The organism is Streptomyces pseudovenezuelae (assembly GCF_029892565.1).
GTDB classification, from domain to species: domain Bacteria; phylum Actinomycetota; class Actinomycetes; order Streptomycetales; family Streptomycetaceae; genus Streptomyces; species Streptomyces pseudovenezuelae_A.
Window position 1 is genome coordinate 561947 of sequence record NZ_JARXVH010000007.1, and the last position, 21412, is coordinate 583358.

Annotated in this window: 21 protein-coding genes and 1 pseudogene; 10 read left to right on the forward strand and 12 right to left on the reverse strand. The window is 70.6% G+C overall.

Translation table 11 applies throughout. The features are described 5' to 3' along the window. Positions 1-388: 388 nt before the first annotated feature. The 5 genes from M2283_RS25570 (at position 389) to M2283_RS25590 (ending at position 4866) form a co-directional block, all read left to right on the forward strand. Positions 389-826, forward strand: a complete 438-nt coding sequence (locus tag M2283_RS25570) for a hypothetical protein (RefSeq protein WP_003974483.1) — start codon at positions 389-391, stop codon at positions 824-826. 500 nt (positions 827-1326) lie between these two features. Further along, complete coding sequence (locus M2283_RS25575; protein ID WP_280878684.1) at positions 1327-2595, forward strand: cytochrome P450; 1269 nt, start codon at positions 1327-1329, stop codon at positions 2593-2595. A gap of 113 nt (positions 2596-2708) precedes the next feature. After that, positions 2709-3149: a hypothetical protein gene (locus M2283_RS25580; protein ID WP_280878685.1), complete on the forward strand. Its 441-nt coding sequence runs from the start codon at positions 2709-2711 to the stop codon at positions 3147-3149. Beyond that, complete coding sequence (locus tag M2283_RS25585) at positions 3146-3550, forward strand: hypothetical protein (protein WP_280878686.1); 405 nt, start codon at positions 3146-3148, stop codon at positions 3548-3550. Before M2283_RS25580 ends, M2283_RS25585 begins: the two co-directional genes overlap by 4 nt. A 71-nt stretch (positions 3551-3621) precedes the next feature. After that, a complete protein-coding gene (locus M2283_RS25590; RefSeq protein WP_280878687.1) occupies positions 3622-4866 on the forward strand; it encodes a cytochrome P450 in 1245 nt (414 codons plus the stop codon). A gap of 30 nt (positions 4867-4896) precedes the next feature. Here the strand turns inward: M2283_RS25590 and M2283_RS25595 are convergent, their stop codons facing one another. After that, a complete protein-coding gene (locus tag M2283_RS25595; protein WP_280878688.1) occupies positions 4897-5484 on the reverse strand; it encodes a TetR/AcrR family transcriptional regulator in 588 nt (195 codons plus the stop codon). A 97-nt stretch (positions 5485-5581) separates the two neighbouring features. On the opposite strand from M2283_RS25595, the gene M2283_RS25600 reads away from it, so the two are divergent. Continuing rightward, the gene (locus tag M2283_RS25600) at positions 5582-6559 is read left to right on the forward strand and encodes an alpha/beta hydrolase (RefSeq protein WP_280878689.1); all 978 of its coding nucleotides are present in this window, start codon (positions 5582-5584) and stop codon (positions 6557-6559) included. After that, complete coding sequence (locus M2283_RS25605; RefSeq protein WP_280878690.1) at positions 6556-7404, forward strand: NAD(P)-binding domain-containing protein; 849 nt, start codon at positions 6556-6558, stop codon at positions 7402-7404. The genes M2283_RS25600 and M2283_RS25605 overlap by 4 nt, the downstream gene beginning before the upstream one ends. A 32-nt stretch (positions 7405-7436) precedes the next feature. Here the strand turns inward: M2283_RS25605 and M2283_RS25610 are convergent, their stop codons facing one another. From M2283_RS25610 to M2283_RS25625, 4 genes are all read right to left on the reverse strand, one after another. Next, positions 7437-8336 carry an oxygenase MpaB family protein gene (locus M2283_RS25610; protein WP_280878691.1) on the reverse strand — a complete coding sequence of 300 codons (900 nt, stop codon included), beginning with the start codon at positions 8334-8336 and terminating at the stop codon, positions 7437-7439. A gap of 121 nt (positions 8337-8457) precedes the next feature. After that, positions 8458-8628: a hypothetical protein gene (locus M2283_RS25615; RefSeq protein ID WP_280878692.1), complete on the reverse strand. Its 171-nt coding sequence runs from the start codon at positions 8626-8628 to the stop codon at positions 8458-8460. After that, entirely contained in the window at positions 8629-9702 is a 1074-nt protein-coding gene (locus tag M2283_RS25620; protein WP_280878693.1) for a CU044_5270 family protein, read from the reverse strand. It lies immediately after the preceding gene. Further along, positions 9699-10433 (reverse strand): RNA polymerase sigma factor, encoded by a 735-nt coding sequence (locus M2283_RS25625; RefSeq protein ID WP_280878694.1) that lies wholly within the window; start codon positions 10431-10433, stop codon positions 9699-9701. The genes M2283_RS25620 and M2283_RS25625 overlap by 4 nt, the downstream gene beginning before the upstream one ends. A 178-nt stretch (positions 10434-10611) precedes the next feature. Between M2283_RS25625 and M2283_RS25630 the strand changes: the two genes are divergently transcribed. Continuing rightward, positions 10612-13380 carry a hypothetical protein gene (locus tag M2283_RS25630; protein ID WP_280878695.1) on the forward strand — a complete coding sequence of 923 codons (2769 nt, stop codon included), beginning with the start codon at positions 10612-10614 and terminating at the stop codon, positions 13378-13380. Positions 13381-13387: 7 nt separating this feature from the next. Here M2283_RS25630 and M2283_RS25635 read toward each other — a convergent pair whose 3' ends face one another. The 6 genes from M2283_RS25635 to M2283_RS25660 form a co-directional block, all read right to left on the reverse strand. After that, positions 13388-14119, reverse strand: coding sequence for a GNAT family N-acetyltransferase (locus tag M2283_RS25635; protein WP_280878696.1), 732 nt, complete (start codon positions 14117-14119; stop codon positions 13388-13390). Next, positions 14116-15546 carry a sensor histidine kinase gene (locus M2283_RS25640; protein ID WP_280878697.1) on the reverse strand — a complete coding sequence of 477 codons (1431 nt, stop codon included), beginning with the start codon at positions 15544-15546 and terminating at the stop codon, positions 14116-14118. The genes M2283_RS25635 and M2283_RS25640 overlap by 4 nt, the downstream gene beginning before the upstream one ends. Next, positions 15547-16251, reverse strand: coding sequence for a response regulator transcription factor (locus tag M2283_RS25645; protein WP_280878741.1), 705 nt, complete (start codon positions 16249-16251; stop codon positions 15547-15549). A 198-nt stretch (positions 16252-16449) separates the two neighbouring features. Next, positions 16450-17073 (reverse strand): FMN reductase, encoded by a 624-nt coding sequence (locus tag M2283_RS25650; protein WP_280878698.1) that lies wholly within the window; start codon positions 17071-17073, stop codon positions 16450-16452. Next, positions 17070-18158, reverse strand: coding sequence for an LLM class flavin-dependent oxidoreductase (locus tag M2283_RS25655; protein WP_280878699.1), 1089 nt, complete (start codon positions 18156-18158; stop codon positions 17070-17072). Before M2283_RS25655 ends, M2283_RS25650 begins: the two co-directional genes overlap by 4 nt. A 33-nt stretch (positions 18159-18191) precedes the next feature. After that, positions 18192-19190: a LysR substrate-binding domain-containing protein gene (locus tag M2283_RS25660; protein WP_280878742.1), complete on the reverse strand. Its 999-nt coding sequence runs from the start codon at positions 19188-19190 to the stop codon at positions 18192-18194. Between M2283_RS25660 and M2283_RS25665 the strand changes: the two are divergent. Next, a pseudogene (locus M2283_RS25665) lies at positions 19152-19706 on the forward strand (aldo/keto reductase); the annotation flags it as partial. The gene M2283_RS25660 and the pseudogene M2283_RS25665 overlap by 39 nt on opposite strands. Before the next feature lie 129 nt (positions 19707-19835). Here the strand turns inward: M2283_RS25665 and M2283_RS25670 are convergent. Next, the gene (locus tag M2283_RS25670) at positions 19836-20396 is read right to left on the reverse strand and encodes a TIGR03086 family metal-binding protein (RefSeq protein ID WP_280878743.1); all 561 of its coding nucleotides are present in this window, start codon (positions 20394-20396) and stop codon (positions 19836-19838) included. 172 nt (positions 20397-20568) lie between these two features. Here M2283_RS25670 and M2283_RS25675 point away from each other — a divergent pair, with 172 nt between their 5' ends. After that, positions 20569-21396, forward strand: a complete 828-nt coding sequence (locus tag M2283_RS25675; protein WP_280878700.1) for a helix-turn-helix domain-containing protein — start codon at positions 20569-20571, stop codon at positions 21394-21396. Positions 21397-21412: the final 16 nt, after the last annotated feature.

The following is a 21412-nucleotide window of genomic DNA, read 5'->3' on the forward strand; positions in this document are numbered from 1 at the left end:
ACGCCCCGACCATGGGCAGGCCACCGCCCCCGGGCGATCTGCGAGACTGGAACGTGATACACACAGCTCACAGATGCCATCGTGTACGGGGGCTGCGAAGATCCTGCGGACAGGTGTTTCAACGCACGTTTCGGCGGGCGGCCGTGGGGGAGGTCACTGACACGATGATCGGGTTGCGCGGCGGGGGCCACGCGTCCTAGAAAAGCAGTCGGGTGGAGATATGCATCGCGGTGGCGGACTGGGCGAGGGGACCGACGACCTGGGTCCTCGACGTGCCCGAGGGGGAAAGCACCGACGCGAGGCGGAGGATTCGAACGAAGCACGTCTGCCGGACGCGCGTCAGGCACACAGTGAGCGCCTCAGGGCGGGGAGCAGGAATGGTGGTCGGGTGGGGGTGACGTACAAGTACTTCGGCGCGCCGGACGGCGCGACCGCCGCCCGCGTCCCGATCTCGATGCGCCCCGAGGAGTTGGGCGGCGACGAGCTCGGGATGAACGGCATGTTCACCAAGATCAAGCCGGAGACGATGGCGGCGATGGTCCTGACCGGCATCGAGGGCGTCCCCCTCCACAAGGTGCCGCCCCTGGAACTGGTCGTCCTCCACCCCGACTACGCCGTGGTCAAACTCCCGATGACGGTCGTCGACCCACTGCGCGGCATAGGCGAGGAAGCGGTCGGCGCGGCAGCGTTCATCTGGTCGACGGTCCCGGACCGGGGCGGGCCCCGGGACGCCTTCAATGTGTACCAACTGCTGCATGAATGGCAGGACTTCAGCCACCGGTTGCATGAGGCGGGGCATCAGCCTTATTGCCTTGTCTGGCCGTGAGCTAGAGATTCGCTGGTAAGGATTCGCTGGTAGCGGGCGGGGTTTTCGGACCCCGCCTTTGTCGTGTCGGCGGGGGCACGGCTGCGCCGACTTGTACACCCGGTACTGATCGATCTCGGCGGACGGCCAGGTCGTGCAGGCCACCCGACTCCCCACCGCCAGGGCCGGCGACACCACGATCAACAGCACGCCCCTGAGCCGCGGTCGACCTGTCCAACGCGGTTCGTCCACTCTGGGCTCCGAGTGCGCCCACGTCCCGCTCATCCTTCGCCGCCCCCGTCGGACCCACGCCTTTCGCCAGTATCCGCCGGCGCACCGACAACGGGCGTGGCGGGAGGTGAGGATGACGACCGTCGTCTTCAACTGCCGCCGTCTCAATCACCGTCAGGGACACCTATTCGGGGACGTGGCTGACGCCCCGGCGCCGTGCACACAATTGCTCGCGTAGCTGCGCGCCGCCGATCCTGGCATCCCTGGTTGGACACGAGTGAGGCCACAAGATGGCATTGCAAGTGGCAGAGGGAGACGAAACTCCCATTGCCTACGGCACGGAACAGCAGGACTCTGTCCGCTTTCCCGAATCTCCTGGATCTCCTGGATCTCCTGAACTTCCTGACTCCTCTTCGTTCATCGATGTCAGCGCGCCCTCTTTCCGTTTCGACGACCGTCGATTACGCGCGGCTCGTGCCGAGGGCCAACTCCTGGACTGTGTTTACGGTCCCGTCGTCTGCGATCACGCGACCGTCGGACGGCTGTTGCGGCAGCCGACGCTGGTGCACGATCCCTGGCGGCAGCTTCGGTGCTCCGGGGTGACGGACCACGCGATCGGGTCATGGTTCGCTTCTTTGCTCATCTTCTCCCGGGCCGAGGATCACGACGCGCTACGGCAGAGCATGCGTCCCCTCCTTCGCGGTCCGGCCTTCGATCCGTCCTTCGCCGCCGCGCAGGCGCTCGCCGCCACCGCCGAACTCGACGGTGAGTGCGAGTTCGTGGCGGACGTGGCCGACTCGATCGTGCTCGCGCAGGCGGCGCGGTTGCTCGACATCGACGGGGAGACCTATCGCGAAATCGCGCAGCCGGTGCAGGATTTGGCGCTCATTCACCGGTTGATGCCGTTGGAGACGCTCGCGCAGGCGAAGGCCGCGGTCGAGCAGGTGCAGGACTTCCTCGGTCGACTGGCCCGCAGGGAAGGCGTCTTGGCGGCCGAGCGCACGGACTGGACGCGCTCCAGGATGTCGCTCCTCATCGGGTTCGAGCCGTATCGGCTGGCGCTGGGACAGATGGTGGCCGTGCTGGCGGACCATCCACGGGCCTGGTCCGCGGCGGCCGACGACGAGACGATCGCCGAGTCCGCGGTACGGGAGCTGCTGCGGTGGATGCCGACTGCGCCGATCCAAATCCGGTTCACCGAAAGGCCGTTGACCCTGGCCGACCGGACACTGGAACCCGGCCGACCAGTACTCCTGTGCGCGGTGCAGGCCAACCGCGACGCCGAACCGGACGGTGACATCTACCGCCCACTGCGCGTACCGTCCCGGCCCCACCTCAGCTTCGGCGCCGGCCTTCACTACTGCATAGGCGCCACGGCCTCCGAGCGCCAACTCGCCGCCGTGTTGTGCGCATTGGCGGCGAGATTTCGCGTACCGGAATTGACCGGCGAGGTGCGTTGGGGCCCACCGTCCGGAGTGCAGGGGCCGGTCGAGGTGCCGGTCCGTCTGACTCGACGTCCGCGCGCCTCATGGAAAGACGGGCCATGCCCATCGCTCTAGTGTCCCATTGCCTGCTGAATCAGAACGCGAAAGTCAGTGACGGAGCCATCTGTCCCGGAATCGTCTCACCGGTGATCGACCTGCTCCGGGAACGAGGCTTTCGTATTCTGCAGATGCCCTGCCCGGAATTCACCTTCGCCGGACCGGATCGCTGGTGGCAGTCGAAGGAGCAGTACGACACCCCGACGTACCGCGAACACTGCCGTGAGCTCGCGCGGGCGGTCGTGGACGAGATGGTCGTAAACCCGTTGGCCGTAGACCCGTCGGCCGTAGACCCGTCGGCCCCCGGCACCGAGGTCGTCGTCATCGGGATCGACGGGAGTCCCTCCAGCGGGGTCGACCTGGTCACGAGTGCCCCCGGCTGGCGTGGTGAGCCGGGGCGGGCCGACGCGTGGACGGTGGTACCCGGACGCGGTGTGTGGATCGAGGAGTTGGAGGCCGAGTTCCGTTCACGCGGACTGCGGCCGCCGCGCATGGTGGGCGTCGGGATGGATCTGCCCGGCGCGACGCCGGATTCGCTGCGGCTCGACCTGGAGAGCGGGTTGGCGGGATGAGCGCGGCGCCCGAGATCGCGGACGGCGCCGCTCCGGACAGTCGTGGCGGGCGGGTCGCCGTGGTCGCGGCGGAACTGGTCGGCGCACCGGGCGTGTTGGACGTACTCGCCCACGCCGGCTACGGAGTGATCGCACTCCCCGCCACACCCAACCCCACCCTTCTGCGATGCGCGGTCATCGACGCACACCAATACGCGGCACGTGGCTACGCCGTGCGGAAGGTCGGCGTACACCGGGAGGACGTGCGCGGGGAGTGCGACGACGACGGCCTCCACCGCAGCGAATGGAACGCGCTCGCGAGGGCGCTTCGACTCACCGCCCTCGCTGTCCCCGAGTGCCTCGTGAGCGTCGATTCCGGGCCCGAACCGCTGGACCACCTGCGGAAGTTCCTGAACTCCTGACCGTCACCGAGACCCGACACGGCCGATCCCCACGTGCCTGATCATGCGACACCGCCGACAGGAGTCCGCCGATGACCGACAGCTCGCCCACCGTCCCCCTCTTCAGCGTCCCGATCGAGGACCCGAGGTTCTACGTCGCCGATCCGTGGCCGACGTTCGCCCGGATGCGGGAGCACGCGCCCTTCTACTACTACGAGCCCCTCGACACCTTCGTGGTGACCCGGCACGCCGACATCCGGGCCATCGCCGGTCTGCCGGAGACCTTCGTCAGCTCCAGGGGCCTCTTCCTCAACGACGTCAAGTACCAGGCGCAGGCGGGCGATGAGTTGATCACCGACAGCTTCTTCCCCGAGGGCGGTGAGCAGGTCGGTACGACGGACCCGCCGCGCCATGCGGAGTTGCGCCGCGTGATGGCGCCGGCGTTCTCGGCGGAGGCGATGGGGCGGGTGCGGGAATCGTTGACGCGGGACGTGCGTGGGCTGGTGGACGGAATCACCCCGGACCAGGTGGTCGACTGGGTTTCCTACGCCGACCTGGTGCCGATCAACGCCGCGATCCGCCTGATCGGGCTGCCCCACACGGAGTTGGAGCGCGTCCGGTTCTGGAGCGACGAGTTGGAGAAGCTGGCCGGTGACCTGACGTTCGAGGAACTGCGCGCAGCGGCGGCCGAGTTCCGGAGTCTGCAGCGGTTCATCGTCGAGAGTCTGGAGGGCAAGCGCCGGGGGCCCGGCGACGGCGACCTCCTCACCGTCCTGCTGACCGCGGAACTCGACGACAAGGGCGTGTCCGAGGCCAACGTCGTCATGTTCGCCATGACCATGCTCGCCGCCGGCAACGACACGACCCGCTCCCTGCTATCCGGCCTGGTCCATCACCTGGGCCGGCACCCCGACCAGTGGGAGCTGCTCCGCCGGGACCGTTCGCTGATCCCGGCGGCGATCGAGGAGACCCTGCGCTACGTCACACCGGCCCGGGCGATGCTGCGGACCGCGACGGAGGACGTCGAGATCGGCGGTCGGCCGATCCGCGCCGGACAGCACGTGTACCTGATGTACATGGCGGCCAACCGGGACGAGTCCGTGTTCCCCGACGCCCACCGGTACGACGTCACCCGGGGCGAGAGCGTCAAGCACCTGGCGTTCGGCGCCGGCATCCACCACTGCATGGGAGCCCGCCTCGTCCGCACCGAAGCCCCGATCGTCCTCGACGCCCTGCTCGACCGTTTCACGGGCGTGAAGCCGGCCGGCGAGCCCACCCCGGTCCTGAACCACATCCGCAACGGCTGGACCGGCATGCCCGTGGTCTTCACCACCTGAGCCCAGTCGGCCAGCCCGTCCCTGCCGCGCTCAAGTCGGCCTTTGACCGTCGGCAAAGTGCACCAGCACCATCTCCACCAACGCCTCGACATCGCCCTCCACCATCGGCTCCCCCGTCATCCCCATCCGATGGAGCAGCCCCCCGACCACCACGTCGATGAAGAACAACACCCGGTGTTCCGGCTCGCCGAGTGCGTCCTGGAGGGCGAGGCGGTACGGGTCCTGCAAGCGGGTGGCGAGGATCTCGCGGAGGGCCGGATCGCTGACGGCGTCGCTGAAGACGCCGGCGAAGGCGTCGCCCACCCCGGGTTCGCCGATCTTCGCCGCGATCCAACGGATGGCGGAGGACATGAGCTCGGCTCGACTGACCGCCTCCAACGGCGCCGGGCCGAACGCGTCCAGGAGGCAGTCCACGATCAGCTCGCCCTTCGACGGCCAGCGCCGGTAGACCGTCGACTTCGCGACGCCGGCCGCGGTGGCGATGCGCTCGACGGTGGCGCGGGCGTAGCCCAGTTCCTGCACGGTGCTCAGCGTCGCGGCGAAGACCGTCGCGTTGACGCCGGTGCGGGGGCGACCGGGGGGCCTGCCGGGGGGTTTGGCGGATGTGGTCGGAGCCATTCCCAGAGGGTATCCGGTTTCGCTACCTTTGGTATCGATACTTGAGGTCGCGAAACTCTCTGGGCGCGGCATGGGACGACATGAGCGAGGAGCCGACATGAGCGAGGTCACTGCTGTCGAGCGGCCGCCCGAGCCGGACTGGCCGGCGATGACCGCCGAGGAACTGGTCGCCTACCGCGACGCCGAGAACCGCTTCCGGGCGTCCAGCGCCGCGCGGCCGTTCACCGGCGATCCGGATCCCGGCGCCACGATGGAGTGGCAGACCGTGGCGTTGCCCGGCCGCGCGCTCCCGGTCCGGGTGTACCGGCCGGTCGCCGGGCCCTACGGCGAGGGCAGTGAGGGCAACCGCGACGGCGTAGGCCGCCCCGGCCTCCCCCTCGTACTCCACATCCACGGCGGCGCCTTCGTAGGTACGGCCGTACAGAGCGACTGGGTCAACAGTCACCTCGCCGCCCAACTCCCCGCAGTCGTCGTCTCCGTAGAGCACCGCCTCCTCGACCAGGACACCCCCCTGTCGGCGGCCGTCGAGGACGGCTGGGACGTGCTCCAGCATGTGGTGCGGCACGCCCCGCAGTGGGGCGTCGATCCGGCTCGGACCGCCGTCTTCGGGGAGAGCTGCGGCGGGTTGATCAGTGCGCTGGCGGCGATCCGGGCCAGGGAGACCGACCTGCACCTCACCGCGCAGGTGCTGGTCAACCCCGCTGTGGATGTGACCGAGGCGATGCTCGACCACGACTCCGTCACCGAACACCCCCGCACCCCGACCCTCGGCTTGCCTCAACTGCGCCTGTTCCAGCGGCTCGCCGTTCCCCCGGGGACCGACCCTCGCGCGCTCTCACCCCTGTACGCCGACGACCTCGACGGGCTGGCGCCGGCGCTCGTCGTGGTGCCGACCCACGACCCCGTGGCCGATCACGGTCGCCGTTACGCCGAACGCCTGCGAGCGGGCGGGACGCCGACGCGGCTCACCGAGTACCCGGGCGCGGGGCACGCGTTTCTCAGCGTGCCGGGGCTGGCCCCGCAGGCCGCGGCCGCGCGGGCGGAGATCCTCGACTTCCTGCGGGCCGCCCTGTGAAGCGCGTCGGTGTCATCGGAGTCGGCGAGATCGGCCGGGCCGTCGTGACGGGCCTGTGCGAGGGGGAGGGCAGCTCGGACGACAGATCGGACGACAGGTCGGATGTCCGGTCGGACGACAGATCGGACGTCAGGCCGGACGACAGGTCGGACGTCAAGTCACCGGCGGTTTTCCTCTCCCCCCGCGGAGCCCGCATCACCGCCGAACTGGCCGCGCGCTACGCGGACGTGGCGGTCTGCGCCGACAACCAGGAGGTGGTGGACCGTTCCGAGGTGGTGATGATCGCCGTACGCCGACAGGACCGGCACGAGGCGCTGGCCGGCTTGCGGGTGGGCGGCGACAAGGTCGTGGTCAATGTGATGGCGGGCGTCGGCAACGACGACCTGCGCCGGACGCTCGCCACCGACGCCCCGCTCGTACGGGCCATCCCGCTGCCCGCCGTACGCGAACGCCGTTCCGTCACGGTGACGTACCCCTCGCATCCGGCGGTGAACTCCCTCTTCGAGGACTTGGGCGGGGTGCTCCCGGCCGCGGACGAGGCGGCCTTCAACGTCTTCTCCGCGCTGACGGGAACCCTGACCACCCACTACTGGTACCTCGCCACGCTCACGTCCTGGGCCGTCGCCCACGGCATCCCCTCCGACGAGGCGGACGGCTACGTCCGCAGCCTCTTCCAGGGAGTCGGCCGCGCCCTGAGCGACGGGACCCGCACCCTGCACCAGCTCGCGGCCGACCACGAGACCCCGAACGGGAGCAACGAACGCATCCGCACTACCTGGTTCGACGGGGCCAACGGCGGCGCCCTCAACCAGGCCCTCGATGACCTTCTGGCCGACCTGAACTAGCCCCGAGGTGACCGTGCGTACCCATCAGCGCGTCATGGCGGGGGCGGCAGGTTCCGCGACGGTGTCTCCACCGGTGGCACCGACAGCCCGCGGGTACGACGCCAAGCCGCCCGGGCCCGCGGGTGGTAACGCCGCTCGAACGGCACCAGGTGCCAACCCAGCGCGACCGTGCGGCCCAGCAGCCACAGGGCGACGGCGCTCCGGCGGGACCAGCGGTAGCCCAGGCGTGCCCGTATCGTCGGCGGGTACATCCCGACGGTGAGCCAGACCATGGGACGCGTCGCGGGGACGCGCAGCACCTTCCACAGGGCGTCCGGGAGCCGGCGTAGAGCGGGCGGTTTGGCGAGATCGCGGATGTCCAGCACGGCGCGCGTCGGCCAGTTGTCTTCCAGGACCTCGGCGCACATCCGGTCGAAGTAGGCGCAGAAGTCAGGCCAGTTCGCCGGGGCGGGGCGGTCGCTGACCCCGTAGAGCCGGTACCACTGCAGGCTCTCGGCGTAGAGCTGCTCCTTCTGTTCCGTCGTCAGTGGGCGGCCGAAGTACTGGCAGACGAGGACGGGGATCATGATGAAGGTCGCGTGGGCCCAGAAGAAGGTGTCGGGGTCGAGTGCGTGGTAGGGGCGGCCGTGGCGGTCCACGCCCTTGATGCCGAGGTGGTAGTCGCGGACCTGGCGGGCGGTGCGGGCCGCGTCCGGGCCGTCGTAGACCACTCCGGCGATCGGGTAGAGCGAGCGGAACAGCCTCTCCCAGCGCTCCTCGAAGAACCGTGAGTGCTCCTGTACGCCGGCGCCGAGACCGGGGTGCATGTTCTGCATCGACCCGGCCCACAGACTCAGCAGCAGGCTCCGCCAGTCGCTGAAGTACCGCCAGGCGAGCGACGACGGGCCCAGGGGCTCGGGCGGGGCGGGTGAGTTGAGCGGGTTCGGTGTCAACGGAGGTGCCTGTGGGTCATCTGCCCAGCCTCTCGCTCTCACCGCGCCCGCACAATGAGCTTGCCGGGTCCGGGCATTGAGACGCCGGGCCTCCATGGACCGGGACCCGGCGCTCTCCTCATCACCTGCACTGCGTACTACGGACACACGGCACATGAGCCGTGCCCGTGCCCTCCGTCCGTACGCCCAGGCCGGAGCCGGGGATCGTCAGGGCGATCCCCGTCAGCACCGCCGCGACCAGCAGGGCGGCCAGCGCCCCCGCCGTGGTCGCGGACGGTCGCTCCGGGCGCACTCAGCTCGCCGTCCCGCCCGGCGTCTGCTTCTTCGCGTCGACGACCGCGCGCTCCGTGATGGCGCTGGTGAATATGACGGTGCCGGCCTTGAACTCGCTGTCCGCCCCCGGCTTGACCACCACGACGCGCTCGCCGAGCAACCGCAGGCTCTTCTTGTCGAAGATCCACTCGGTGCGGTCGCCGGTGTTGTCCTGCCGCGCGATCGCGATCCCGTGGCGGCCCTCGGCGTCGACCGCGTCGTCCACCGCGACGACCCCCGGGATCTTGGCGGCGGCCTTGTAGAGGGCGGCGGCGACGTCCGCGGGCGGGTAGCTCTCGGTCAGGAGGTCGCCGATGGCGACGAACGCCGCCTGGTCGCGCGGGACTTCGTGGTCCCGGACGGCGTCCGACTCCTTGTAGATCTGCCGCAGCAGCGTGTCGGGGTCGGTGGGCAGCTTGACCAACTGGTCGTACGCGCCGCCCAGCGGGACCTTGCTCTCCAGGGTCATGCCCTTGTCGCTGGTCTCGCCCGCCTCGATCAGCCAGCCGTCCAGCCCGTCGACGGACACCCAGGCCTGACGGGAGTGGAGTTCCTGGCTGACGACCGTGGTCTTGTCGTCGACGGTCTTGGGGTAGGTGCTGGCCACCTTCGAGGCCACGTAGATGAACTGGCCGTCGTGCGCGGTGGGTCCGGAGGTGTCGGCGGCGGCCAGGGAGATGCGGTCCAGGAGTTGGGGGGCGCCCTTGGCGTCGGCGGCGCCGATCGTGGTGGTCAGCGCGGGGCCGGTGGCGAGGGGGGTCTTGCCGTCGCCGTTCCCGCCGGCCAGGGCGAGGCCGCCGACGACCGCGCCGGCCAGGGCGCAGGCCATCGCGGGCAGCAGGATCGCGCGGCGCAGGAACGGGTTGCGGCGCTGCGGGGTGACCACCGGGGCGGCCGGGCGGGTGGCGCTGCGAAGGTCGTCGTGGATCTGGGCCATCATGTGCTCCTTGTGGAACTGGTGGCGGCCCGCCGGCAGATCCCGTTCGACGGAGGGCAGGAGGTCCTGGGTCTCCGTCCACTCAGCCGGGTGCGGCTGGGAGGGGCTGGCGTTCATCGGTTTCCTTCCTGTGCGGACCGGACCGCGTATCCGCGATCTCCTGTTATCTGCCGGTTCGTGGACCCGAGTTCCCGTTTCTCCCGACCTTCTTGGTTCTCTCTTCTCTCCCTGCCTTCTCGGCTCCCTCGGCCTTCTCGGCTCCCTATGCCTTCGCTGATCTCTCGGCCTTTCCGTTTCAGCTCGGCGTCGGCGAGCTTGCGCAGCTTGCCGCGGGCGCGGGACAGGCGGGAGCGGACGGTGCCGATCGGGATGTCGAGGGCGCGGGCCGCGTCGGCGTACTCCATGCCCTCCCACAGGCACAGCACCAACACCTCGCGTTCGGGGCGCTTCAGGGAGCCGAGGGCGGTCAGCGTGGCGGCGATCCGGTGCCGGTCGTCCAGCCGCCCCGCGGTCTCCTCGGCGTGGTCGGCGACCTGTGTCTCGCTCACGCCCGCCTCGGCGGCGGCGGTGGCCGCGGCCCGGTAGCGCCGGTTGCTGCGGTAGTGGGAGCGGGCGACGTTGGTGGCGATGCCCAGCAACCACGGCCGCAGGGAGCCCCCTTCGGCCTCGATCGACCCGTGGCGCCGCCAAGCCTCCATGAACGTCGCCGACATGACGTCCTCGGCCACGGACCAGTCGGCGGTCAGCCGGAAGGCGTGGTTGTACACGGCGCGGGCACAGTCGTCGAAGAGTTCCGCGAAGGCGTCCGGATCTCCGGCCCGTATCCGGGTTCGCATATCTGTGGTCACGTTCTCAACTGACCGGCCGAGCGGGCGAGTTCCGGTGATGCGCGTCACATTCTCTTACGGCGTGCCCTACGGGGTTCACGGCGGCCGGGGTCTGATTTTTCCGGTTCTCCCTGGACCGGGCCGGGTGCCGACCCCATACTTTCCTGTCCGTCACCGTGTCCAACACCGTGGCCGTCGCGTGAGGTTCGGGGGAGCCGTGTACTGGGACACCGTCGCCGAGGATGTCATCTACCGGCGCGCCGTACGCGCGTGTCTGACCGTGCCCCGTATCCGCCGGCAGCTCGAAGCCCGCCCGGCCGTGACGGCGAACGACGTCGTCCGGGCCATGTCTTCGCAGGACAACATCGCCGACGTACTCGCCTGGGGCGGCGGCTCGCACGCCGCGTTCCACTCGGTCGCCGTGAAACGGAAACAGGTGCAGGATCTGCTCCGCAGCATCGCGGAGGAGGCGGAGTGGGACAGCCGTACCGCGGCCTTCTACGTGACTGCCGCGGTCACCGTACTGCTGTGGTTCGGCGGCGCCCCGTTCCTGTACACCCTCGCCGTCCTGCTCACCCTCACCCTCGGCGCGCTGGCCCTCGTGCTGGAGGCCTCCCGGTCCCGGATCCAACTCCTGCTCTGGGGACTTGGCGGCGTCCTGTTCACGTTCGGCCTGTCGGTCCTGGTGCCGTTGTCCCTGTTCCTGGGCCGCCGTTGGTACCGGGTGCTGGTCCAGCGCACCGCCGGCCCGGTGGTACAGAAGGCGGTCGACGGCCTGCTCGGCGAGGATCACGACACGCTGCTGCTGGCCACCGACTACGACGGGCTCCGCTCGCCCAGGGACAGCAGGTGGCTGATCGACAACGCCGCGCTCGGCCAACTCCTGCGCAAGATCAAGCAGATAGACGGCGGCACCATCGCCATCAGCGGCCCGCGCGGCGTCGGCAAGACCTCCCTGCTGCGCAAGTGCACGGCCCCGCACGACTTCTCGGTCTTCGCCGAGGCGCCCGCGGCCTACGCCCCGCACGACTTCCTGACCTCGCTCTTCGTCCAGGTCTGCGAGACCTACATCCGCGACGCCGGCCACCACGTCCCGGAGTTCACGCGTCTTCCCCATCTGCACCGGGTGCTGGGCCGGCTCGCCCTGCCGCTCCAACGGCTGGTCCGCTGGCTCGCGTTCGCTCTGCCGGCCGCCGGACTCGTCACCCTGGGCCTGTTCGCCACGGCACGCTCTCTGCAGACCGAGCACAGCAACGAAGTACGCCGCTACGTCGCCGACCTGGCCGACACCGTGCGCGAACACGCGTTGGACGTGTGGCACGGGCAGGCGGTGGTCGCGGGACTGGCGGCGACCTGCGTCGGCGTCGCCATCTGGATGATCCGGAGCTCCCCCACCGTCGGCGTGGTCCTGCGCAGGACGGGGCGCACGGTGTACCAGGTCGTGGTCGTCGCGCTGTGCTGCGGACCGTTCATCTCCCTCGCATTCGACCCCGAGATCCGGCGCAACGCGGCGTCCCTGCTCCACGACGGGACGTTGGCCTGGTGGCTGTTGCTCCTCGTGCTCTCGATCGTTCTGCTCGCCAACTACCCGGCCCGCGACGTGGTGGTGAGGATCAGCGAGTGGGAAGTACCGAAGCGCTGGTTCTACGCCCCACTCGTGCGGCTTCTTCCCTTTGCCGCGCTCGCCGTGCTGATCGCCTCGCGCGGGGGCCGGGCCATCCTCACCGACTCGGAGAATCCCGAACGCATCCTGATCTGGCTGCTGGGCATCGGGCTGGGGAAGTTCCAGTACCGCTCCTGGACGTTGATCCGGCCCGAGCCGAAACTGGTCGCGGCCTGCCGCAGGCGCCTCTACCAACTGCAGACGATCCAGAGCTCGTCGGCAGCCGTCACCACCGGGGCGACCCAACTGCTCAGTCTCGGCACCTCGCATACGACCTCGCTGTCGACGATCCCGCCCAACTACCCGTCCCTGGTGGCCGACTTCCGCCTGCTCCTGGCCGACATCGCCCAGGACATCCAGTCCCGCGGGCAGCGCTTCATCATCGCGATCGACGAGGTGGACCGGCTGGGCACCGACGCGGAGGCGCTGGCTTTCCTGCGCGAGATCAAGGCGGTCCTGGGAGTGCCCGGGGTGCATTTCCTGATCTCCGTCGCCGAGGACGTCGGTGCCGCCTTCGTACGGCGCGGCCTTCCGCACCGCGATGTGACGGACAGTTCCTTCGACGACGTCCTGCATGTACAGGCGCACGTTCTCGCGGAGTCCACGGGCGTGCTGCGCAAGCGCGCCGACGACATCTCGCCGCCGTTCGTCCTGCTCTCCCACGCCCTGTCCGGCGGAATCCCGCGTGACCTGATCCGTTACGGACGTCGCCTCGTGGAAGTGCGGGACACGACGCACGACGTGGAACTCACCGACATCTCCAAGACGGTCATCCTGGAGGAACTCTCGGAGACCCTCGCCGGCTTCAGGACCCTCCTGGCCAAGTACCAGTGGTCCGAGGACACCAGCGTGATCCTCGGCTCCTTCCGCGGTCTCGTGGGTCACCTGCGGACCGCCTGCCCGTGCCGCGGACGCGAGGAGCAACTCTTGCTGGCCCTTGAGCACTTCGCCATCCACGCACCACGCCAGCAGGACCACTCCACGGGAGACGCGGTGGCCGACGAGGCCCGCCCACTCATCGACGAGGCCGCCGCCTACGCCTACTTCTCCCTCACCCTGCTCGGCGTCTTCGGCCGCCCCCAGTTCAACAGCCGGATGGCCGCAGCCCGAAGCCGAGGCCCCGACGGCGACCCCGAACTCCTCGCGGAGGCCCGCCTCGAACTCGCCGTATCCCCCTACAGCGCAAGGAAGTTGATCGACGGCATCCGCCTGGCCTGGGACCTCCCCGACTCCCCCGCGGCCGCGGCCCCGACCTTCGTCCCACCCCCGAGAAGCACGGCGTGCACCGTCCACCACCGGTCCTGACCCGACCTCAGTCCACGCCCGCCGCCCCGAACACCCGCCCCCTCATCCCGACCCGCTCGTACACCCCGACCGCGCCCACATTCCCCGCGTCCACCATCAACGCGGCCCGCCCGTGGTCCCGTACCAACTCCCCCACCACGAACGCCGAAACCTCGCCCCCCAACCCCCGCCCCCGCGCCCCCGGATGCGTGACCACCCCGGCCAGGAACCCGCACCCACCCGCCGACCACGCGTCCGCGGCCACGGCGAGCAGCCGTCCGTCGGCTTCGTCGCGCAGCCCCGCCCAGCGGCGGACGCCGGGGCGGCCGGGTTGGGCGTAGGAGTCGGGGAAGTGTCGGGCGAAGAGGTCCCCGGCCGCCCGTTCGCCGGGCGCGTCCAGCCAGCCGACGCGTTCCGGACCGGCCGCCGCGTGCGGCACCGTCGTCTCCATCCACAGGAACGGGCCGCCACCATGCCCGAGTTGAGGAATCCCGCGCACCAGTCCGTCGATCAACCCCGCCTCGCCAAAAGGGCGATAGGTCGGCCCGACCTCGCGCAGCACATCTCGTACGAGGATCAGCGCATCGGCCTCCTCCCCGGCCACCGCGATCCGGTCCCGCCCCGAAAGGCCGGGGCTCGCCACCGCCGTAGCCAAGCCGTGGCGGTAGACGCGGACGCCGGGGGCCGGGGAACCGTCGGGGCGGAGCTGGGCCGCCCAGATCAGGTGGCCGTCGGTTTCTCCGTAGACCCCGTCGATCACCTGGTAAGACCCGCCGGCGCCCCGCCCACCGTGAACCCGATCACCGAGCCTCCGCCCTCCCTCCGGTAGGCGAAGGGGGCGCCGGCGTGGGCCATGGCCACCTCTCGGACGATGGAGAGGCCCAGGCCGGAGCCGGGGAGGGAGCGGGCGTCGGCGGCTCGGTAGAAGCGGTCGAAGATGCGGATGAGGTCGGCTTCGGCGACGCCGGGACCGCGGTCGAGGATCTCGACGCGGACCGTGCCGGGCCGGGCGGGGCCGGAGACGTTGATCTCGATCGGCTCGGTGCCGTCGCGGTCGAACTTGGCCGCGTTCTCCGCGAGGTTGGAGATCGCGCGGGTCAGCATGCCGGGGCGGCCGTCGGTCGTCGTGTCGCCGCTCGCGCGGACCGTGATCTCGCGACCGGTGCGGCGCCGGGCCAGGCCCGCGACGTCCTCGGCGATGTCGGCGAGGTCCACCCGCTGCGGCGGCTCCGTGTCGGACTGACCGGCCGCGAGGTCGACGAGTTCGTTGACCAGGTCGGTCAACTCCCGCGCCTCCTGGGAGAGGTCGGCGACCAGTTCGAGGCGGGTGGCGGGGGGCAGTTCGTCGATACGGCGGAGCAGGGAGATGTTCGTACGCAAGGACGTGAGCGGCGTACGGAGTTCGTGGCCCGCGTCCTGGACCAGACGGCGCTGGTCCTCCTCGGACTGGGCGAGCCGGCCCAGCATGCGGTCGAAGGCGCGGCCGAGGCGGCCCACCTCGTCGTAGCCGGCGACGGGTACGACGATGCCGAGCCGGCGCGTGCGGGCCACGTCCTCCGCGGCGGAGGTGAGGATGATCAGGCGGCGGGTGATGCGCCGGGCCAGCCACCAGCCGACGATGCCGGCGCCGGTCACCACCGCGGCCATCAGGATCAGCGTGCGCTGCTGCAGCGCCCGCAGCAGATCCTCGGTGTCGCTGAACTCCTGCGCGACCTGCACCGCGCCGTGTCCGCCGCCGAGCGAGACGGTCGCCACGCGGTAGACGTCGGCGCCGACGTCTACCTCCTTGTGCTCGGCGATCGTCCCGGCCGTACGGTCGGCCGCGATCGCCCGGTCGGCGGACGTGACCGGCAGCGCCGGGCTGCCGGAGTCGATCACCGAACCGTCCGGCCCGAGCACCTGCACATCGGTCCGGGCCGGCCGCACGATGTCGTGACCCGGCGCCGACGAGGAGAAGTCGCCGGGCGTCATCGTGTGCTGGCGCACCTCGTCGCGCAGATCCTGCACGACCTGGTCGAACACCGACTCCTGGTCGACCCGGACCAGCCGGGCGGCGGCGCTGTAGGACAGGACGCCGACGAGCACGGTGACGGCCGCGGTCACCGCCGCGAAGGACACCGCGAAGGTGGTGCGCAGGGAGACCAGGCCGGGCCGCCGTCTGACCAGCAGGCGCCGCAGTCGCCCCACTCAGTCCTCCCGCAGCACGTAACCCACACCGCGCACCGTGTGGATCAGCGCCGGCGCCCCCGGGTCGTCGAGCTTGCGGCGCAGGTAACCGACGTACACGGCGAGGTTCTTGGAACCGGGCCCGAAGTCGTAGCCCCAGATCCGGTCGTAGATCGTGGAGTGGTCCAGCACGATCCCCGCGTTGCGCACCAGCAGTTCGAGGAGCTCGAACTCGGTCCGCGTCAGCTCCAGCTCACGCCCGCCCCGCCAGGCCCGCCGCGCCTGCATGTCCATCCGCAGTCCGGCGGCCTCGATCTGCCGGTCGGTGATCTGCGGCTCCTTCGGTACGTCCGCCAGGGCGCCGTTGCCCGAGCTGGTCCGGCGCAGCAGCGCGCGCAGCCGGGCGAAGACCTCCTCGACATCGAACGGCTTGACCACGTAGTCGTCGGCGCCCGCGTCAAGGCCGGCGATCCGGTCCGCGGTCTCGACGAGGGCGGTGAGCATGAGGATCGGGGTGCGGTCGCCCTCGGCGCGCAGCACCCGGCAGACCTGGAGGCCGTCGATGCCGGGCATCATCACGTCCAGCACCAGCACGTCCGGTGGGGTGCGGTGGGCCTGCGCCAGCGCCTCCACGCCGTCGGCGACCGCGGTGACCTGGTAGCCCTCCAGGCTCAGGGCGCGCTCCAGGGCGTGACGGATGGCGCGGTCGTCTTCGGCGAGCAGCACAGTTTGGGACACGGGCCCCAGTCTGCCAATGCCTCCGGCGGATCGGCGGGGTGTGTGGGTCTACGATCAGCCTTTTTACCCGGATCTCACCCTTGGGGGGCCGTCCCTGGGGGCTGCCGCCCCCAGACCCCCGCTTTCGGCCTGGACGGCCTCGTCCTCAAACGCCGGACGGGCTGGGTGGGACCAGGACCGGCCTTGTCAGTGCGCGCCGGACGGGCTGGTGGGCGAGAGGGCTGCCAGCTGTTCTGCGAACGGCACGACCTCGAAGTCGTCCGCCTTCGCCACCGGCCTCGCCGCCGCCAGGCCCGTCATCAGAGCCGCCAGCTCACCCGCCGCCCGCTCGATCCGGCCCTCCAGACCCTCCGCGCCCCAGTCCTCCGACGCCGCGTACACCCCGGTCGGGACGACCACGGCGCGCAGGTAGGAGAAGAGAGGACGCAGGGCGTGGTCCAGGACCAGCGAGTGCCGGGCCGTGCCACCCGTCGCGGCGACCAGGACCGGCTTGCCCGCCAGCGCGTCCATCTCCAACACGTCGAAGAAGGACTTGAACAGTCCGCTGTACGAGGCCGAGAACACCGGCGTGACGACGATGAGGCCGTCGGCGTCGGTCACCGCCTGCTGGGCGGCGGACAGTGCCTTGCCGGGAAAACCGTTGGTGAAGTTGTGCGCGATCTCCACGGCCAGGTCGCGCAGCTCCACGACCTGGATGTCGACCTGGACGTCCACCGGGGTCTGCCGGTCCACCGCGGCGGCCAGCCGGTCCGCCAGCAACCGCGTGGACGAGGGCACGCTCAGCCCCGCCGAAACGACGACGAGCTTCATGCGACGCTCTCCTTCTGGGCGGCGGTGAGCAGGGACGCGTGGGTCGGTGCCTCCGGTACGTCCGCCGGGCGGCCCTTCGCGAACTCCTCGCGCAGTACCGGCACGACCTCCTCGCCGAGCAGGTCGAGCTGCTCCAGGACTGTCTTCAGGGGCAGCCCGGCGTGGTCCAGCAGGAACAGCTGGCGCTGGTAGTCACCGGCGTAGTCGCGGAAAGCGAGGGTCTTCTCGATGACCTCCTGCGAGGAGCCGACGGTCAGCGGGGTCTGGTCGGTGAAGTCCTCCAGGGAGGGCCCGTGGCCGTAGACCGGCGCGTTGTCGAAGTACGGGCGGAACTCGCGCACCGCGTCCTGCGAGTTCTTGCGCATGAAGACCTGGCCGCCGAGACCGACGATCGCCTGCTCCGGCGTGCCGTGTCCGTAGTGGGCGTAGCGCGCCCGGTACAGCTCGACCATCCGCTTGGTGTGGTCGGCCGGCCAGAAGATGTTGTTGTGGAAGAAGCCGTCGCCGTAGTACGCGGCCTGCTCGGCGATCTCGGGCGAGCGGATCGATCCGTGCCAGACGAAGGGCGGTACGTCGTCCAGCGGGCGGGGCGTGGACGTGAAGCTCTGCAGGGGGGTGCGGAACTTGCCCTCCCAGTCCACGACGTCCTCGCGCCACAGCCTGTGCAGCAGGGCGTAGTTCTCGATGGCGAGGTTGATGCCCTGGCGGATGTCCTGCCCGAACCAGGGGTAGACCGGGCCGGTGTTGCCGCGGCCCATCATCAGGTCGACGCGGCCGTCGGCCAGGTGCTGGAGCATCGCGAAGTCCTCGGCGATCTTCACCGGGTCGTTCGTGGTGATGAGCGTGGTGGACGTGGAGAGGACCAGCTTCTCCGTCTGTGCCGCGATGTAGCCGAGCATCGTCGTCGGGGACGAAGGCACGAACGGCGGGTTGTGGTGCTCGCCGGTCGCGAAGACGTCGAGGCCGACCTCCTCGGCCTTCAGCGCGATGGCGACCATGGCCTTGATGCGCTCACGCTCCGTCGGCGTCCGGCCCGTCGTCGGGTCCGGCGTGACGTCGCCGACGCTGAAGATCCCGAACTGCATGGTCGCTCATCCTCCATGTTGTTGACTGTTCAACTATACCCACAGAACGGTGGGCCCCGTACGGCTATTCCCGTCACTGTTTCCGGTCGGCGCCCTGGCCGGCATCCCGGTCGGCGCGCTGGTCGGCATCCCGTCGGCATCAGGGTCGGCAGCCCGGCCCGCGAGGACCGTTTCACGGAACGACGCCACCACGGGGCGGAGATCCAGCCGGTGCCAGGCCGCCCAGAGCTGGACCGAACCGCCGTACCAGGGCAGCTCGCGCACCGCGACGCCGTCCGTCGTGCCGCGCAACATGCTCTGCTGGATGAGCGCGAGACCGAGGCCGGAGGCGACCAGGCCCAGGGCGGTGAGGGGATCGGCCGCGTCGAGACGGATGTCCGGCCTGAAGCCGGAGGCCACGCAGGACGCGACGAACGTGTCCCGCCAGGCCGGGTCCTGGGAGTCGTCGCCCACCGCGATCCAGGGTTGGCCGTCGAGGGCCGAGGGGGTCAACTCCCTTTGTTCTACGAGGGGATGCTCGGCCGGCAGCGCGAGCAGCAGGGGGTCACTCAGCAACGGGGCCGCGTTCAGGTCCGGGTCGTCCTCCGGCGGAGGCGTCCGTACCAGCGCGATGTCCAGGCTGCGCTGACGCAGGCCCTCGAACTGGTCCGCCGACTCCTGGTCGTACAACGCGACGTGAATACCCGGGCGTTGATCGCGCAGCGTGCGCAGGGCGGTGGGCAGGATGCCGGTGTGCATGGCGTCGGCGACGTAGCCGATGCACAGGCCGCCCTCCTCGCCCCGGCCGAGGCGGCGGCCCAGGTTCTCCAGGCGGTCCGCGTGGCGCAGCAGGGCGCGTGCCTCCGTCAGGAAGACACGGCCGTCGGAGGTCAGCCGGATGCGCTGCTGGCTGCGTTCGAAGAGGGTCAGGCCCAGGTTCTTCTCCAGCTGGGCGATCTGCCGGCTGAGCGGTGACTGGGAGATGTGCAGCTGCTCGGTGGCGCGGCCGACGTGTACGAGAGCGCCCGCACCGGCGCGTTCCGTGTGCTGCAGAGGCTGCGCGAGGAGGGCGTCATCAGGGGCTGGGGCCTGGGCGTGAATCGCGTGGAGCCCCTGGAGCTCACCCTCGACCTGGACGAGCCGAAGCCCGACGCCTTCCTCCTCGCCGGCCGCTACACCCTCCTCGACCACGACCGCGCCCTGCAGCGCCTGCTGCCGGCCGCCGCCGCCCAGGACGTCGACATCGTGGTCGGCGGCCCCTACAGCTCGGGCATCCTCGTCGGCGGAACGCATTTCGAGTACCAGCAGGCGCCCGCGCACATCGTCGACAAGGTGGCGCGCATCAAGGCGCTCGCCGAGCGGCACGGCATCGGCATCGGCATCAAGTCGGCCGCGCTGCAGTTCTCCCTCGCTCATCCGGCGACGGCGGCCGCGATCCCCGGCGCCACCAGGCCCAGCCGCATCGCCGAGGACGTGGCCGCGCTCGGCGAGCCGATCCCGGCGGCGTTCTGGACGGACCTGCGCGAGGAGCGGCTGATCGCGCCGGACGCGCCCGTACCTACCGCCTGACCGGGGCCGCGGGCGGTGCCGACCGCCTGACCTGGGCCCCCGGCGGTACCTACCGCCTAATCCGGGGCCCCGGGCGGTACCTACCGCCTGATCCGGGGCCCCGGGCGCCCGGGGCCCGGCCTGCTCCCCTTACCCGGCGGCCAGGCTCCCCTCCCACCCCGGATCCCGCCCCGTCTCCGCCAGCAGCCGCTCGAACGCCGACGCGCCCTCCGCCGCCCGCACCGGCTCCCCGAAGACGCCCATTTTCTTGGCCGTCGGTGCCAGCTCGGCGACCGTCTCCGCCAGCTGAGCCACAATCGCGTCATCGGCGTCGGGGTACTCCTGGCCCGTCGCCCGGGCCAGGTCCCACACGTGCACGGTCAGGTCGAGCAGCGCCATCGAGCCGACCAGCCGTGCGGGCATGTCCATGGCGCCGGTGGTGCCCTCCTCGGCGCCGGGCGCGGACCAGGCCGCCACCAGCCGGTCCGCCTCGCCCGCGAACCGCTCGCGCCAGTCCGCCCCCGCACCGACCCGGTCGGGCGTCTCGCCGAAGTCCGACGTCTCCTTCGCGGCCAGCCGCTGGAACTGCACGATCACCTGGAAGAGGTGATTGACCAGGGCTTTCACGTCGTACTCGGCACAGGGCGTGGGCGCGGCGAGCGCCGCGTCGGGAATGCCGCCCACCACCGGCACCGCCCGCGCACGCGCCATGGCCAGCAGCTCACCGATGCCGTACGTCGTCACGCTGTCCGTGGTCGCGCTGTTCGTCGTCTCGCTGGACGCCGTCTCACTGTTCGTGTCCATACCTCGACCGTACGGACGCCCGGGCCGACCCTTCTTGAAGAAACGCGACGCCCGACGAAGCGCGACGTACGATCCGGCCATGGCCGCCCCCCGCCGCCGCGACACCCGCGGGATCGTCGACCCCTCCGGGCTGCTGACCCGGGTGAGGTTCCGCCGCCACGAGCCCGCCGAGCCGCTGCGCCGGTACATCGAGCGGTACTGGTTCATCGACTGGGACCTGCCCGAGCCCTACGCCTCCCACGTCGTCCCGCACCCCTCCGTCAACCTCACCTTCCAGTGGGACGGGATCGACACGGAGGACACCCCGCCCTACGCCGAGCTGACCGGCATCCCGCACGGCCTCTACACCAGGAAGATCACCGGGAAGGGCCGGGTGTGCGGGGTGAAGTTCCGGCCCGGCGGCTTCCGCCCGTACGCCCCCGAGCTGCCGGCCTCGCACTGGACGGGCCGCGCGCTCGACGCCGGGGACGTGTTCGCACAGGCACTGCCGGACACCACCCGCGCTGTCGTCAGCCCCACCGACGACGCCACCCGCATCGCCCGCCTCGACGCCTTCCTGCTCCCCCTCCGCCCGGCCCCCGACCCGCAGGCAGACCTCGCCGTGGACCTCGTCGAAAGTGCCCGCACCGACCGCACGATCCGCCGCGTCGACGGCTTCGCCCAAGCCGCCGGCCTCTCGGTACGGGCGCTCCAGCGGCTCTTCTCGGCGTACGTCGGTGTCACCCCGAAGTGGGTCATCCTCCGCTACCGCATCCACGAGGCCCTCGAACTCGCCGGCACCCGACGCGAGGTCGACTGGGCCGCACTCGCCGCCGACCTCGGCTACGCCGACCAGGCCCACCTGGTCAGGGACTTCACGGCGACGGTGGGCGTTCCGCCGACGACGTACACGCAGACGGCGAACTGACCAACGCCCACGGGAC